Raw genomic sequence first — 13,520 nt, forward strand, 5'->3', positions numbered from 1 at the left:
GTCAGGCGCGCGAGTCCGTCGACCGGCGTGCCCCCACGAAGTCGGATGCCACCACCGCTGCCAGCTCGATCAGCGCCTCCCGGGTGCCGGGCTTGAGACGATCCAGGCTGATCTCGGCGCCCTCCTCCAGATGCGGATCGAACGGCACCAGCCGCACCGCACGGCAGCGCCGCGAGAAGTGGTCCACCACCTTGGACAGGTCGACCTTGCCCGAGCGCGGCCGCACCGCGTTGATCACCGCGATGGAATTGCGCACCAGATCCTGATGTCCGTGGGCGTCGAGCCAGTCCAGCGTCGCCGACGCGCTCCGCGCCCCGTCCACCGAACCCGAGCTGATCACGACCAGCACGTCGGCCTTGGACAGCACTGCCGACATCGCCGAGTGCATCAAACCCGTCCCACAGTCGGTGAGCACGAGGCTGTAGAACCGCTCCAGCACCTCCAGCGCGCGCAGATAGTCGTCCGAGCTGAACGCCTCCGACACCGCCGGGTCACTCTCCGAAGCCAGCACCTCCAGGCGGCTCGGCCCCTGTGACGTGTAGGCCCGAACGTCGCTGTAGCGCTCGATGCCTTCGGCGTCGCGCAGCAGATGCCGCACTGTCGCAGCCGTCTCCAGCGGCACCTTCTGGCTCAGCGTGCCCCGGTCCGGATTGGCATCCACCGCTACCACCCGATCGCCGCGGATCGAGGCGAACGTGGCACCCAGTGTCGCGGTGATCGTGGTCTTGCCCACGCCGCCCTTCAAGGACATCAACGCGATCCGGTAACAACCCTGCAGCGGCTCACTGACCTCGGCCACCAGGTTGTTGCGGTGCGTGATCTTGGGGCTCTCGCCGACGTTGACCTGCTTGAACGACGCGACGTAGAGGGCCTTGCGCCAGCCCGAGGTGGGCGGGTTCTTGCGTTGGCCGAGCAGCGCGGCGGTGGACAGATCCCGGTACGGGGTGGCGAAGTCGGGCCCAGCGGCGGGCCGCTCATGGTGCCCGGGGGCAGGCGGCGCAACCAACCCGGCAGCGGGCCGCTCAAATGTCCCCGCGACGGGCCCCGAGAAGCTTGCGGGCACCGGCGGTGCGGTGATCACCGGAAGGCCGTGCGGCGGCGTCGGGGCGGTCCACTCCGCGGGCAGCGGGGTGGAGACTCCCGGCTCGGCGGGATTGCTGAACCGCTTCTGACTGCGGAACCCGGGCACCGGGGCGAACACCGACGACGGTTCGCTGTTGTCCTGCGGGGCAGGCTCCTGCGTTTCGGACGGCTCAGACACTGGTTCGGACACGAAATCCCCTCTTTTCCAAACACTCCCGACCGGACCGCAGCCGCGCCACAACCTCAGGGCGCACGGTCATCTCACCAATCTGGCGGTGTCTAGCCAACCCCCGCGTACGAATGCAGGCCAACGGTCACCAGGTTGATGAAGAACAGGTTGAACACCATCGCGACGAAGCCCACGACGTTGATCCAGGCCGCCTTGCGGTCCCGCCAACCCGCGGTCGAACGCGCATGCAGGTACGCCGCGTACACCACCCACGCGATGAACGACACCGTCTCCTTGGGGTCCCAGCCCCAGTACCGACCCCAGGCCTCCTCGGCCCAGATGGCGCCGAAGATCACGCCGAAGCCGAAGATCGGGAACGCGAAGATCGTGGTGCGGTAGGCAATCCGGTCCAGGGTCTGCGCGTCGGGTACGCGCTGCATGATCCGCCCGAACGCATTGTCGCGGTCGGCCAGCGGCGACATCTTGAGCAGGAACAGGATGCTGGCCACACCGGCCACCAGGAACACCCCGGAGCCGAGACTGACCACCGACACGTGGATGGGCAGCCAGTAGGACTGCAGCGCGGGCATCACAGGCGCGGCGTTGGAGTACAGCCAGCGCCCGGACACCGTCAACAGGATCAGCACCGGAACCAGGACGAACACCCACAGCGCGCGGTACTGCGGCTTGCGCAACACGACCGCGCCCGCGATCAGGCCGCAGAAGCTGGTCAGGTTGATGAACTCGTACATGTTGCCCCAGGGCACCCGCGAGGTGGCCAAGCCGCGCAACACGATGCAGATGAACAGCATGCCGATGCCGACGTAGGTCAGCGCCAGGCCGGTCTGGCCGACCCGCTCGTCGAATGGGCGCCGGGGTTCCTCGGCGACGACGCCGGGGGTGACGCTGTCGGCGCCGACGGTGGCGCCGACCAGCTCACGATTTTCGACCCGACGGCCACGGCTGTAGGCGAGTTCGACGGCGAGCAGGATCAGCGCGCCGACCAGAACCACCACCGACGACGTGAACGCCCAGTCGGAGTACCTGGCCAGTCCGATGTCGATGTGCTCGGTATTCACTTCTCCGCCTTCTCTTCTACCGCCGGCACGTCGTCGTACCCCTCCAACAGCCGCGCGGTCAGCTTCTCGAACTCATCGCCCCAACCGGAGTTGTCGGTACGGGCCAGCCCGCCCAGCTCGACGTTCACCGTACCCGCAGTAGCGGGCTGGATCCGAACCCAGATCCGGCGCCGGCGCACCACCAACGACACCAGCAACCCGGCCATCATCGACATCGCGAACACCAGCACCCAGACCTGGGCCGGGTCGTGCGAGACCTGCAGGTTGACGAACGGGACCGCGCCGTCGAACCGGACCTTGGTGCCGTCATCGAGCCGGGTGTCCTGGCCTTTCACCAGGTTGACCCGGGCCACCTTGTTCAGCTGCTTGCGCTCGATCAACCGGGGATCGAGCGAGAACAACGACTGCGGCCGGCCGGTGTCAAGGCCGGTGTCACCCCGGTAGATGTCGATGGCCACCGCCGGGTCGTTCAGCGCCGGGAAACTCGATGACAACAGCGTGCCCTCAAGTTCCTTCGTGGGCGCGAACAGGCCCTGGATCGCGATCTGGTGCTTGCGACGCTCGTCGGGATCCGGATAGGTACCCGCCGGCGGATCGATGCGCACGACCCCGGAGGACAGCAACGTCATCTGTTCCTCGGGCCGCCACTGGATGGTCTGGCTGCGTTGCTGACCGTCGGGGAAGGTCACCGTGAACGACGGCGCGTACCCGTGCCCCTGCAGGTAGATCCGGTTTCCACCGATCCGCAGCGGGTGGTTCACCTCGAGACGGTAGGGCTGCCAGGTGTCGCTGACCAGGTGGTCTCCGGCCTGATAGTCGATGTTGGCGGCGAACGACAACGCCTGCCCGGTGGGCAGATAGTGCGCATCGAAGCCGTTTACCCGCAGGCAGATCGGATCGAGGGAGGTGCCGTCGACGGTGTTGCCGGCCCGGAAGGAGTCGAAGGCGGCCGGTGAGGCGGTGCAGAACCCGGGTCCGCCGTCGGCGATGACGATGACGTTGCCCTCGTAGCCGAACAGCTTGCCCATCGCCACCGCGGCCAGCAGCCCGAGCAGTGAGAAGTGGAAGACGATGTTGCCGAACTCGCGCAGGTAGCCCTTCTCCGCCGAAATTTCGGTGCCGGCGTCGGTCTCACGGGTGACGGTGCGCCAGCCCTTGAGCCGTCGGGTCACGGTCTCGGTGACCTCGGCAGGCTCGGCGTTGACGTGCTCGATGTGGTGTTTGGGCAGCCGACCCAGGTTGCGCGGCGCGGGCACCGGCATCGCGCGCAGACTGCGGAAATGCTCGATCATCCGGGGCGTCAGGCAACCCACCAGGGAGATGAACAGCAACACGTAGATGGCGGTGAACCAGAAGCTGGAGAACACGTCGAAGGCCTGCAGCCGGTCGAGCCACGGTCCCAGCGTGGGATGGTCAGCCAGGTACTCGTCGACCTTGGATTCGTTGAGGCTGCGCTGCGGCAGCAGCGCGCCGGGGATCGCGCCGAGCGCCAGCAGGAACAGCAGCACCAGCGCGGTGCCCATCGACGTCAGGGTCCGCCACGTGTTCCGAATCAACGCGAACAGTCGGGAGAACACTCCAGGGCGCCGGGTTTCGGCGTCGGTCATATCGGCAGCCTCACATCACTGACGAAGGCGTCACGCACCCACGACACGAACTCATTCCACAGACCTGTCACCAGCGCGGTGCCCACCAGGATCAGCAGGACCCCGCCGAAGATCTGGATGGTCCGGGTGTGCCGGCGCAACCAGCCCAGGCCGGTCACCGCTCGCGCCGAACCCAGGGCCAGCAGTACGAACGGGATGCCCAGACCGAAGCAGTAGGCCAGCACCAGCACCACTCCGCGGGCCACGGTGGCGCCGTCGGTGGCCGAGGCCACCGCGATCACCCCGGTCAGCGTCGGACCGAGGCACGGGGTCCAGCCCAGCGCGAACACCGCGCCCAGCAACGGCGCCCCGGCCATCGTGGACCACTGCCGCGGCGCGAACCGGGCCTGACGTTGCAGCGCCGGGATGAAGCCGACGAACACCAAGCCCATCACGATCGTCACCACACCGCCGATGCGTTGCAGCAGAACCTGATTGACGATCAGCGTGGTGGTCATCCCGAGTACCGCCACCGCGCCGAGCAGGAACACCACGGTGAAACCCGCGATGAACAGCCCGGCCGCGCCGGCCACCCGCAGCCGCGCAGCCCTGGTGGCCTGCTTCGTTACCCCGGCCCCGGTGGCCGCCGGGTCCTCCTCGACCCCGACCACCGCGGCCAGATAGGACAGGTAGCCGGGCACCAGCGGCACCACACACGGTGAAGCGAACGACACCAGCCCGGCCAGCACGCTGATCCCCAGCGCCAGCAGCACCGGTCCGGCCGCGGCGATCTCGGCGAACCCGGTCATTTCTGCGGTCCCGGTTCGGCCGCCAACCGCTCCACGAGCGGTTGCAGATCCTCGGCCAGCAGCTCGCGCAGGAATACCGCGGCCACCCGGTGCTGACGGTCCAGCACGACGGTCGACGGGATCACCGTCGTCGGGTACTTACCGCCGAACGCGATCATCGTGCGCATCGCCGGGTCATAGATGGACGGGAAGGTGACCTTGCGGTCGGTGACGAAATCGACTGCGGCATCGCGGTTGTTGTCCCGTACGTCGATGCCGAGGAAAGCCACGCCCTTGTCGCGAGTCTGTTCGTACACCTTTTGCAACTGACCGATCTCGGCCCGGCACGGCCCACACCACTGGCCCCACACGTTGATCACCACGACCTTGCCGGCGAAATCCTCCAGCGAGATGGTCTTGGTCGGGTCGGTGAGTTCGGGCCCGCTCAGTTTGCCTGGGGTGCCGCGCTTTTCAGGTGGATCGTAGAAGATGTCGGTCTTGCCGCCGGGTGCGACGAACTCGAAGGTGCCACCCTGGGCCACCGCGTCGTCACCCGTCGAACATGCGGTGAGCAGCACCAGCCCTGCCAGCACCGCCGCACTCACCCGGGCGACCAACGACCTCATTCAGATTCCCCAGGGCTCCGTGTAGCCCCATCGGATCAGCAAGGCGTCATCGAACGTGAACGACGTGATCGAGGACAGATTGCACAGCCGGCTGTGCGGCAACGGCAGGTGGGCGAGCTTGCGTCCGGTCATCGCCCGGCGCAGCGTCTCGACCGGAAGCTGGTGGCTGACGCACACCGCCTCGTGCCCGGCCGCCTTCTCCCGGGCCCGGTGCATGGCCGCCATCATCCGGGGCGCGATCTCGTCGTAGGGCTCACCCCACGACGGTTTCATCGGATTACGCAGCCGGAGCCAGTTCCTCGGGTCGCGCAGGGCACCGTCGCCGGGGGCCACCCGCTCCCCCTCGAACGTGTTCCACGACTCGATCAGCTCACCGTCCGTGGCGATCGGCAGCCCGTGACTCTCGGCGATCGGCGTGGCCGTTTCCTGCGCCCGCTCCAACGGTGAGGCCACCACGTAGACGATGTCCCGGCCGGCCAGCCAGTCGGCGGCGGCCTGCGCCTGCGCCCGCCCACGGTCGGACAGGTGGTAGCCGGGCAGCCGGCCGTAGAGCACCTTCTCCGGATTGAACACCTCGCCGTGACGCATCACGTGCACCGTGGTTCTGGTCGTCACGGGCGGGCCTCCGCGGCGGCGCGGGCCGCACCGGGCAGCGCGTCGGCGATGCGAGAGAACGCCTCGTCATCCAAAGCCGCTGAGACGAACCAGGTTTCGAATGCGCTGCACGGCGGGTACACCCCGGCCTCCAACAGCGCATGGAAGAACGGTGGGAACCGCCAGGTCTCGGTGGCCTTGGCCGCGGCGAAGTCGTCGACCTGCTCGTCGGTGAAGAACACGCTGAGCATGTTGCCCGCGCGCTGCACGCGGTGGACCACCCCGGCGTCGGTGAGAGCACCGGTGAGCAGGCCGGCCAACCGGTCGGCGTTGGCATCCAACCGGGCGTAGGCGGCGTCGTCGGCGTTGCGCAGCGTGGCCAGCCCGGCGGCCATCGCCACCGGGTTACCGGACAGGGTCCCGGCCTGGTAGACCGGCCCGAGCGGGGCGAGCCGCCCCATCACCTCGGCGCTGCCGCCGAACGCCGCGGCCGGCAGGCCACCGCTCATCACCTTTCCGAAGGTGAACAGGTCGGCGTCGACGGGGTCGAGTCCGTACCAGCCGGCCCGGCTCACCCGGAATCCCGTCATCACCTCGTCGAGGATCAGCAGGGCACCGTGAGCCGCGGTGATCCGGCGCAACGCCGCGTTGAACCCGGGCAGCGGAGCCACCGTGCCCATGTTGCCGGGGCTGGCTTCACTGATGACACAAGCGATCTCGTCACCGAACCGGCCGAAGATCTCTTCCACCGCGGCGACGTTGTTGTACGGCAGCACGATGGTGTCGGCCGCCGCCGCGCCGGTGACACCGGGCGAGGACGGCAGACCCAGGGTCGCGACGCCCGAACCGGCGTCGGCCAGCAACGCATCACTGTGGCCGTGGTAGCAGCCGGAGAACTTGATGATCTTGGCGCGGCCGGTGTACCCGCGGGCCAGCCGGATGGCGCTCATCGTGGCCTCGGTGCCGGAGTTGACCAGACGCAGCCGCTCGACGGGGGCGACCCGGTCGATGATCTCGGCGGCGAGCTCGGTCTCCGACGGAGTCGGGGCGCCGAAGCTCAGCCCGTTGACCACCGCCTTCTGCACGGCCTCCACCACCGCCGGGTGAGCGTGGCCCAGCAGCATCGGGCCCCACGAACAGACCAGGTCGACGTACCGGTTGTCATCGGCATCGGTCAGCCAGTAGCCCTTGGCCGAGGTGATGAACCTGGGAGTGCCGCCGACCGAGCTGAAGGCACGCACCGGCGAGTTCACTCCACCGGGGATGACGGCGCAGGCATCGGCGAACAGCTGGGCCGATCGCTGGGTCTGTGGATTGTCCACACGCATGGCCACCAGTGTCCCAGCCGGTGCAAATGCGTCAACTACAGGGTGTAGTGGGCGCGGTCACCCGGCCGGCGTCAGCGCGAACACCGGATGATCGGCGTCGTCGGGCAGGTCACGGAAGTAGCCCTCCACCACCTTGCCGGCCAGCGGGCGGTAGGCCGCGATGATCGGCGCCCGCTGATCCACCGAAACCTCCGCCGCCAGGTAGCTGGACTTGCCCAGCGTTACGCGCGGGTTGGCTCGGATATTGCGCACCCATTCCGATTCACCACGGGTCGAGACCAGATACTTGACGCCGTCGACCTCGGGAACCACGACGGGAATCTGCTGCGGCTGTTTGCTGACCCGGGTGGTCACGGTCAGGGTCTCGCTGTGTCCCACGCCGGTCGCCATCGCGATCCGGTTGAACACCTTCCGGACAAACCAAGGGGGCTTGAGGTAGGCCATGGCTCCAGTCTCGGCACATATCGCCCGGCGCGCCAGAGGTGGACACGCTCATGAACAACGAGGCCCGGCAAGATGACACGATGGTCCGATTCTCAGAACGCCGCGCTCGGTTCAATCGACGCGTCACCAACCGGATCTTCCGGCCCGTGTCGGGTTACCTACCGATCTGGTCGATCGTCGAGCACACCGGGCGACGCAGCGGTACGACCTATCGCACGCCGGTGACCGCATTCAGCACCGCCGATGGGGTGGCCGTGCTACTGCCCTATGGGCGACAACGGGATTGGGTGAAAAACCTGCAACGCGCGGGCGGTGGCCGGGTGAAGTTCGAAGGGCGGACGTTCGCCGTCGATCAACCGCGAATCGTGCCCACTGCCGAGGCACTGCCACGGCTGAAGGCGCCGTGGCGCCAACTGATGGCGCGTGCGGGCGTCGAGCACACGCTGTTGCTCAGGCGTTCGGACAAAATCCGACCGTAGTAGGTTGTGACCGCCGTCACGGCTGCGATTGAATCGGGCATGCAACTTCCGCAATCGCTGGCCAGGTTCAACCGCCATGTGACCAACCCCATCCAGCGCCTGTGGGCAGGCTGGGCGCCGACGTTCGGGATCCTCGAGCACGTCGGCCGGAAATCCGGCAAGACCTACCGGACCCCGTTGAGCGTCTTCAGTACCGACGACGGCGTGGCCATCATGCTGACCTACGGTCCGGATCGGGACTGGCTGAAGAACATCACCTCAGCGGGTCACGCACGGATCCGGCGCCACGGTAAGACCATCGAGGTCAGCGGGCCGCGGGTGGTATCCAAGGCCGAAGCCGCCGAGCATGTGACCGGTGCGATGCGTCGCCCGTTCGCGCGTCTGCCCTTCGAACAGGCCGTGCTGCTCAAAAAGGTGTAGTGGTCACCCGCGGAACCGGAGACGCCTGCGAATCCAGTCGACGGTTCTGACAGATCACCACGCGGCGTAGGCCGAGCATCGTCGCGACGGGCACCGCCATCAACGCGATGATCTGGAACATCTCGCTCATCGCGGATTGCGCCTTGCCCGCCCGGGTGGAATCGGGGCAACGGCGGGGACGGGCAACTCAGTCGGTGTCTTGTCTCGCATACCTGCCGGTCTACCCGGGCCCCGGGGCACCCGTCATCGATCTCAACGGTTTCTTGATGGCCGACACTCGAATCCTTACAGGACCTGCAGATCATGCGCGCCAACAGCCCGTGCAGAATCTCGTTGCACCCGTAAAGAAGTCGTGAACAACCCGAGAAGCGAGCACCGAAGCGGCTGGGATGGTGTCCATGGCACATGACGACGCGGACGGATGGCACTGGCAACTGCACGCGAGGTGTCGAGGCATGGACGCTTCGGTGTTCTTCTCCCCCGAGGGTGAACGCGGGCGCGCTCGATTGAATCGTGAGCAACGGGCCAAAGCGCTGTGCCGGGATTGTCCGGTACTGGCGCAATGCCGGACACACGCGCTGGCCATCGCCGAACCGTTCGGGGTGTGGGGCGGATTGTCAGAGGCGGACCGACACGGCCTGCTGGATCCGAAACGGTCCGGAACCGGCTGATTCAGCAAACCCACAAACCCCTGTTCACCTGGGGATTCAAGGTCTACCGTAGATAAGTCACTGCTGCGATCCGCGGCAGGGCGCGGCATCTGTCCCATCGGTGGCAGGAGGTCACCATGAAGCGCCTACTCATCATCGGTTACGGGGTCGCAAGCTATCTGGCGTTCCTCGCGGCCTTCCTCTACGCGATCGCGTTCGTCGGCAATTTCGTGGTGCCGCGCACGGTCGATGCCGGTATCGCCGCACCGACCAGTGAGGCCGTGCTCGTCAACCTGCTACTGCTCGCGGTGTTCGCCATTCAGCACAGCGTGATGGCCCGGCCCTGGTTCAAGGACCGGTGGACGCGGATCGTCCCGCAAGTCATCGAGCGCAGCACCTACGTACTGTTGGCCAGCCTGGCGCTGTTCCTGCTGTACTGGCAGTGGCGCACCATGCCCGCGGTCGTGTGGAACGTGGAATCCACTGCGGGACGGGTGATTCTGTGGGCGCTGTTCTGGGCCGGCTGGGCAACCGTGTTCGCCTCGACGTTCATGATCAACCACTTCGACCTGTTCGGGCTCCGCCAGGTGTGGCTGAACTGGCGCGGCCGACCCTATGACGAACTGGGGTTCCGCACGGTGATGTTCTACCGGGTGATCCGGCACCCGATCATGGCCGGATTCATCGTGGCCTTCTGGGCCACCCCGACGATGACGGCGGGGCATCTGCTGTTCGCGGCCGTCAGCACCGCCTACATCCTGGTCGCGATCCAGCTCGAGGAGCACGACATGGTGGTCAAGATGGGCGATCAGTACCGCGACTACCGGCACCGGGTGGCGATGCTGACTCCAGGACTGCACCTCGGTCACGACCATCCCGCCCCGAGGGCCAGGCACCGCCCGGCGTAACCGCCGGCAGCTCGCGACCAGCCGGGTGCGGTGAGCGACGTCCGCCCAAACCACACCCGGCATGCGACTACTCCTGGCCGCCGTCTGCGTCGCCCGAGGACTCGTTCCCTCCGGAAGTCTTGGCAGGTTTGTTCAGACCCGACTTCACCTTCTTCACAAAGGATTTCACTGACGTAGCGGCCGGAGATTCGGGCTTGCCCTCCGCCGGTGCAGCTGCGCTGTCCGTATCCGTGTCACCGAGGCTCGCCACGGTCTGCCCGGGCCGAACCTTGTTGCCCTTGCCGAAGATCGAGCGCAGCGCGGGACGGGCATGCGTGGTCGAATCCGAGGTGTCGACCGTTGCCGCCACCCGGGCAGCGGGTGCGACGTCCTGATCGTCACCTGTACCGGTGGCAGGACCGGCTTCAGCCCTACGCTCCAGTGCGAGATTCGGTGTCACGGGCTGGGTTTGGAGGGCGGTCTTGATCGCCTGCCGGGTGTCGTGACCAACCGCCGCAGTGGCGTTGGCCAGATCGATCGTGCGCATGGCGACGTCTTTCACCCCGTGCTGGAACGCGTTGATGGTGGTGCCCGGGTCAAGCGTGGCCGCCGCTTTCAGCACCTCACCTATCGAATAGACCGCCTGGTCGATGAGCGGCTTCACATAGCTGATCCCGAGGTAGATCGGTATCGAGATCGCACTCTCCACCAGCACGGGGACCAAGGCCTGGGCGACGGCCAGCGGGCGTTGCAGCAGGTACTCCACCGACGGGACCGACCGAATCACATACTGGATGACCGGCGTTCCGACTGCATTGAGGATCTCGATGGGTGCCTGCCCGGGGTTACCGTGCACGATCGCGTCGGCCGCCGCCGAGAGACCGGCGGGTAGCCCGGGAACGACGTCCACGGCGGTCTTGATGCCGTCGACCACAATCGCTCCCGTCGTGTTGACGGTGGCGAGCTGGTTCTCCAGGAGCTGATTGAGAATCGGGGCCGGGTCACTGAGTTCAGCGGCGATGAGTCCGGCGATGACTTCCTGCGAGAACTCGAGGACCGGGGCGAACACCTCGACCGGATTCTCCACCGCGGCCACGAGTTCGACACTGCCCGAATGGATCTGCGGTGGCGGGTTGACGGGTGCCGTGGCGATGACACCGGCTCCGACAAGCGCGATTCCGGCAGTGAGATAGGGCCGAACACCTGCGTGCATGCAATCCCCTTCGTCCGAGTTGACATTCCGGACGGGGCCCGACGCACCGTACGCAGCCAACGACGAGGAAACGTACTCGACGGGTTGTAACGTGTTGCAGTTTTTGCCGAGGTGGAGCGGCGGTCGCTTGCACCCGCAACATTTAGCAACGTGAATCAACCGCCACTATCTGCACTTTCAATAATATAGCTACTTACGGTAGCGTAAAGAACTCTCACAGCTACACGCTAGTAGCATTCGCCCATTTCGCCCTGGACACCCGGCGAGCAACGCGCCCAACCCACCGCCGACCACAGGCCCGCCAGGCACCGCCGGACGGAGCGCCGTACGCGTCAAGGCCGAAAAAACGCCGACTGGCTTTTATTTTTTTCTGATGTATGGTCGGGCTCAGTGATTGTTTGCGAGTAAAGGAGCAACGATGGCTGATAAATCCCACAGTCGCGCGCCCAAGAAACCGGCGGCAATGTCCATCAAGGAACGGCGGGCAGCGAAGCGAGACAAGGCCGCCGAGGCCGGGGAGACCATTCCCAAGAGGAAGCGGCCGGACCGCGCATAGCCTTTGAGCTGCGGCTTCTTACGATTTTTCGGCATCCGCGCACCGACTGAACGCACCTCACACCGGGTCGGCAGAAATTGATTCGCATCGAATTATCGCCTTTTCATTGAACATCGAAATCCGCGCGTTAATCGCTCGTCCAATTTATTGATCAGCGTGGATCAATTTGCGAAATAATGGTCGGCCGAAGCATGACAATTTCCGGCCAATATGGAGAATGGCGGGTGAAATTGCTGTGGCGGATCGAGAAGCCGCCGGCCCGCAGGTGCTGGTGCTCGGTTGGCTGACCGACCTGTCCGGGTCGATTGTCGCGGCCCTGGGGCGCGACGACATCGTGACCAAACATGCGCATCCGCCGTGTACCCGGGTGCCGATCCGGACACGCTGGCGCGCAACCGATTCGGCAGCGCTGCCATTGAGTGCAGCTGAGATCGAGTCGATCGAATCGGTGATCGCCATTTTCGACGGGCATTTCATGCATTCCCGGTTCGGCGGGCGCCAGAACTGCGCGTCGCGCAGGCGGTTGCGCGCGTGCGCGAGCGAAGCGTGTGAGATGGCGACCACGGCCGCACTCACCGTGGGCGCGCGACGGGCCCTGTTGATCGGCGACGCACGCCGGCTGCCTCCGAGCCGGCGTGCGTCCGCCACCCGTTGGACCCGCAATCTGGCGCACCGGGTCGGTTACGAATGCGCGGTCAACGGACTGCCCGGCCACTCGGCCTCATATGCGGCGATCGACACCGACGACGATGTCCCCGATGTCGCCGATGCCGTTGTGTCATGGCATACCGGTCACAGCACCGAGCAGCCGCGGCGATCGCCGCTGCACCCGGTAGTGGGCAATTCAGGCTTCACGCCCGCCAGGTGAGCACCTCACCGGACCCCGCTGTCATGACCGTGCCCGGCATCACCCGCAACCGGTACGGGGTCAGCCGCAAGGCCGCGAACTGATCCGACGTCGGCCCGTCGCTCCACTGCGGGATGACGTACGGGTCGTACCCCACCGGCGCGGGGCCATTGGCGAAGCGGTCCCACACCTGTGTGCAGGTCTCGTCGTCGGTGTACCACTCCACCAGGCAATCGGCGGCGCAGGTGTCGTGATTGGTGGTCCAGTAACTCACCGAGACGTGCGGGTGCACCGCCAGATGCGCCCGCTTCACCGGACTGGGAACGGTGGCGACCCAGCCGAACAGGTCGGTCCCGTCCCATTCCCAGATCGGGTGCAGGATGCGGCTTCGGGGTTGACCGTCGGCGTCGACGGTGGCCACCGAAGCCCACACGATCTCGTGGGCCATCGTCACGAAGGCAGGGGCAATCCGGTCCAGCGGGGTCACGTCAGCCACATTAGGCAAGGGCCCCCCTCACCGGCGCAGGTTCGCGGTTACTGCTCCCGGTCCGCCTCACCGTAGATGGGGTTGCCGTCGTCGTCGAGCCAGTCGTTGACGGCGGTGCCGGATACCGTGCCATGACTGCCTGGCAGCGTGACGGTCGGGCGCTCGTCGTCATAGGAGTTCAGGACGCGTTCGGCTTCTCTGTGGTGCTTGGCCGTGACGGGCGGCTTCTCGGTGCTCATACCTATGGCTGCCCGAAAGCGTGAGCTGCCAAACACTTCGGCACG

At 66.4% G+C, this 13,520-nt stretch carries 18 protein-coding genes; 6 read left to right on the plus strand and 12 right to left on the minus strand.

Going from position 1 to position 13,520, the window contains the following annotated elements:
• Nucleotide 1: 1 nt before the first annotated feature.
• The 8 genes from EYZ64_RS27095 to EYZ64_RS27130 form a co-directional block, all read right to left on the minus strand.
• Nucleotides 2–1,273 carry a MinD/ParA family ATP-binding protein gene (locus EYZ64_RS27095; protein ID WP_135458411.1) on the minus strand — a complete coding sequence of 424 codons (1,272 nt, stop codon included), beginning with the start codon at nucleotides 1,271–1,273 and terminating at the stop codon, nucleotides 2–4.
• A gap of 89 nt (nucleotides 1,274–1,362) precedes the next feature.
• Nucleotides 1,363–2,331: a c-type cytochrome biogenesis protein CcsB gene (gene ccsB, locus EYZ64_RS27100; protein WP_135458413.1), complete on the minus strand. Its 969-nt coding sequence runs from the start codon at nucleotides 2,329–2,331 to the stop codon at nucleotides 1,363–1,365.
• Nucleotides 2,328–3,854: a cytochrome c biogenesis protein ResB gene (locus EYZ64_RS27105; protein ID WP_286175343.1), complete on the minus strand. Its 1,527-nt coding sequence runs from the start codon at nucleotides 3,852–3,854 to the stop codon at nucleotides 2,328–2,330. Before EYZ64_RS27105 ends, ccsB begins: the two co-directional genes overlap by 4 nt.
• Before the next feature lie 80 nt (nucleotides 3,855–3,934).
• On the minus strand, nucleotides 3,935–4,726 hold the full coding sequence (locus EYZ64_RS27110) for a cytochrome c biogenesis CcdA family protein (RefSeq protein ID WP_135458417.1): 792 nt from the start codon (nucleotides 4,724–4,726) through the stop codon (nucleotides 3,935–3,937).
• A complete protein-coding gene (locus tag EYZ64_RS27115; protein ID WP_135458419.1) occupies nucleotides 4,723–5,331 on the minus strand; it encodes a TlpA disulfide reductase family protein in 609 nt (202 codons plus the stop codon). Before EYZ64_RS27115 ends, EYZ64_RS27110 begins: the two co-directional genes overlap by 4 nt.
• Nucleotides 5,332–5,946: a histidine phosphatase family protein gene (locus tag EYZ64_RS27120; protein ID WP_286175153.1), complete on the minus strand. Its 615-nt coding sequence runs from the start codon at nucleotides 5,944–5,946 to the stop codon at nucleotides 5,332–5,334.
• On the minus strand, nucleotides 5,943–7,253 hold the full coding sequence (gene hemL / locus EYZ64_RS27125) for a glutamate-1-semialdehyde 2,1-aminomutase (RefSeq protein WP_135458422.1): 1,311 nt from the start codon (nucleotides 7,251–7,253) through the stop codon (nucleotides 5,943–5,945). The genes EYZ64_RS27120 and hemL overlap by 4 nt, the downstream gene beginning before the upstream one ends.
• 57 nt (nucleotides 7,254–7,310) lie before the next feature.
• Nucleotides 7,311–7,697 carry a nitroreductase/quinone reductase family protein gene (locus EYZ64_RS27130; RefSeq protein ID WP_135458424.1) on the minus strand — a complete coding sequence of 129 codons (387 nt, stop codon included), beginning with the start codon at nucleotides 7,695–7,697 and terminating at the stop codon, nucleotides 7,311–7,313.
• A gap of 80 nt (nucleotides 7,698–7,777) precedes the next feature.
• Between EYZ64_RS27130 and EYZ64_RS27135 the strand changes: the two genes are divergently transcribed.
• A complete protein-coding gene (locus EYZ64_RS27135; RefSeq protein ID WP_135458426.1) occupies nucleotides 7,778–8,176 on the plus strand; it encodes a nitroreductase family deazaflavin-dependent oxidoreductase in 399 nt (132 codons plus the stop codon).
• A 39-nt stretch (nucleotides 8,177–8,215) separates the two neighbouring features.
• Entirely contained in the window at nucleotides 8,216–8,596 is a 381-nt protein-coding gene (locus EYZ64_RS27140) for a nitroreductase family deazaflavin-dependent oxidoreductase (protein ID WP_090424844.1), read from the plus strand.
• On the opposite strand, the gene EYZ64_RS32125 is transcribed toward EYZ64_RS27140, so the two are convergent.
• Nucleotides 8,583–8,726, minus strand: a complete 144-nt coding sequence (locus tag EYZ64_RS32125; RefSeq protein ID WP_167857986.1) for a hypothetical protein — start codon at nucleotides 8,724–8,726, stop codon at nucleotides 8,583–8,585. The two genes, EYZ64_RS27140 and EYZ64_RS32125, sit on opposite strands and share 14 nt — an antisense overlap.
• 259 nt (nucleotides 8,727–8,985) lie before the next feature.
• On the opposite strand from EYZ64_RS32125, the gene EYZ64_RS27145 reads away from it, so the two are divergent.
• Complete coding sequence (locus EYZ64_RS27145; protein ID WP_286175154.1) at nucleotides 8,986–9,267, plus strand: WhiB family transcriptional regulator; 282 nt, start codon at nucleotides 8,986–8,988, stop codon at nucleotides 9,265–9,267.
• A gap of 116 nt (nucleotides 9,268–9,383) precedes the next feature.
• Nucleotides 9,384–10,154 (plus strand): methanethiol S-methyltransferase, encoded by a 771-nt coding sequence (mddA, locus tag EYZ64_RS27150; RefSeq protein WP_135458430.1) that lies wholly within the window; start codon nucleotides 9,384–9,386, stop codon nucleotides 10,152–10,154.
• 67 nt (nucleotides 10,155–10,221) lie between these two features.
• On the opposite strand, the gene EYZ64_RS27155 is transcribed toward mddA, so the two are convergent.
• The gene (locus EYZ64_RS27155; RefSeq protein ID WP_135458431.1) at nucleotides 10,222–11,346 is read right to left on the minus strand and encodes a hypothetical protein; all 1,125 of its coding nucleotides are present in this window, start codon (nucleotides 11,344–11,346) and stop codon (nucleotides 10,222–10,224) included.
• 418 nt (nucleotides 11,347–11,764) lie between these two features.
• On the opposite strand from EYZ64_RS27155, the gene EYZ64_RS32130 reads away from it, so the two are divergent.
• Complete coding sequence (locus tag EYZ64_RS32130; RefSeq protein WP_167857987.1) at nucleotides 11,765–11,902, plus strand: hypothetical protein; 138 nt, start codon at nucleotides 11,765–11,767, stop codon at nucleotides 11,900–11,902.
• 235 nt (nucleotides 11,903–12,137) lie between these two features.
• The gene (locus EYZ64_RS27160; RefSeq protein ID WP_135458433.1) at nucleotides 12,138–12,770 is read left to right on the plus strand and encodes a DEAD/DEAH box helicase family protein; all 633 of its coding nucleotides are present in this window, start codon (nucleotides 12,138–12,140) and stop codon (nucleotides 12,768–12,770) included.
• Here EYZ64_RS27160 and EYZ64_RS27165 read toward each other — a convergent pair.
• Together EYZ64_RS27165 and EYZ64_RS27170 are read right to left on the minus strand one after the other, a co-directional pair.
• Nucleotides 12,754–13,236 (minus strand): pyridoxamine 5'-phosphate oxidase family protein, encoded by a 483-nt coding sequence (locus EYZ64_RS27165; protein WP_135458435.1) that lies wholly within the window; start codon nucleotides 13,234–13,236, stop codon nucleotides 12,754–12,756. The genes EYZ64_RS27160 and EYZ64_RS27165 overlap by 17 nt on opposite strands.
• Nucleotides 13,237–13,283: 47 nt before the next feature.
• A complete protein-coding gene (locus EYZ64_RS27170; RefSeq protein WP_135458437.1) occupies nucleotides 13,284–13,475 on the minus strand; it encodes a hypothetical protein in 192 nt (63 codons plus the stop codon).
• Nucleotides 13,476–13,520 lie beyond the last annotated feature (45 nt).

The organism is Mycobacterium sp. DL99, from assembly GCF_004762045.1.
In the GTDB taxonomy this organism is placed as follows: domain Bacteria; phylum Actinomycetota; class Actinomycetes; order Mycobacteriales; family Mycobacteriaceae; genus Mycobacterium.

Bases quoted from the DNA above. Each gene is read 5' to 3' on its own strand.
- EYZ64_RS27105 (WP_286175343.1), bottom strand. From the start codon at position 3,854: ATGGGCACCGCGCTGGTGCTGCTGTTCCTGCTGGCGCTCGGCGCGATC.
- EYZ64_RS27110 (WP_135458417.1), bottom strand. From the start codon at position 4,726: ATGACCGGGTTCGCCGAGATCGCCGCGGCCGGACCGGTGCTGCTGGCG.
- EYZ64_RS27115 (WP_135458419.1), bottom strand. From the start codon at position 5,331: ATGAGGTCGTTGGTCGCCCGGGTGAGTGCGGCGGTGCTGGCAGGGCTG.
- hemL (WP_135458422.1), bottom strand. From the start codon at position 7,253: ATGCGTGTGGACAATCCACAGACCCAGCGATCGGCCCAGCTGTTCGCC.
- EYZ64_RS27130 (WP_135458424.1), bottom strand. From the start codon at position 7,697: ATGGCCTACCTCAAGCCCCCTTGGTTTGTCCGGAAGGTGTTCAACCGG.
- EYZ64_RS27135 (WP_135458426.1), top strand. From the start codon at position 7,778: ATGGTCCGATTCTCAGAACGCCGCGCTCGGTTCAATCGACGCGTCACC.
- EYZ64_RS27140 (WP_090424844.1), top strand. From the start codon at position 8,216: ATGCAACTTCCGCAATCGCTGGCCAGGTTCAACCGCCATGTGACCAAC.
- EYZ64_RS32125 (WP_167857986.1), bottom strand. From the start codon at position 8,726: ATGAGCGAGATGTTCCAGATCATCGCGTTGATGGCGGTGCCCGTCGCG.
- EYZ64_RS27145 (WP_286175154.1), top strand. From the start codon at position 8,986: ATGGTGTCCATGGCACATGACGACGCGGACGGATGGCACTGGCAACTG.
- mddA (WP_135458430.1), top strand. From the start codon at position 9,384: ATGAAGCGCCTACTCATCATCGGTTACGGGGTCGCAAGCTATCTGGCG.
- EYZ64_RS27155 (WP_135458431.1), bottom strand. From the start codon at position 11,346: ATGCACGCAGGTGTTCGGCCCTATCTCACTGCCGGAATCGCGCTTGTC.
- EYZ64_RS32130 (WP_167857987.1), top strand. From the start codon at position 11,765: ATGGCTGATAAATCCCACAGTCGCGCGCCCAAGAAACCGGCGGCAATG.
- EYZ64_RS27170 (WP_135458437.1), bottom strand. From the start codon at position 13,475: ATGAGCACCGAGAAGCCGCCCGTCACGGCCAAGCACCACAGAGAAGCC.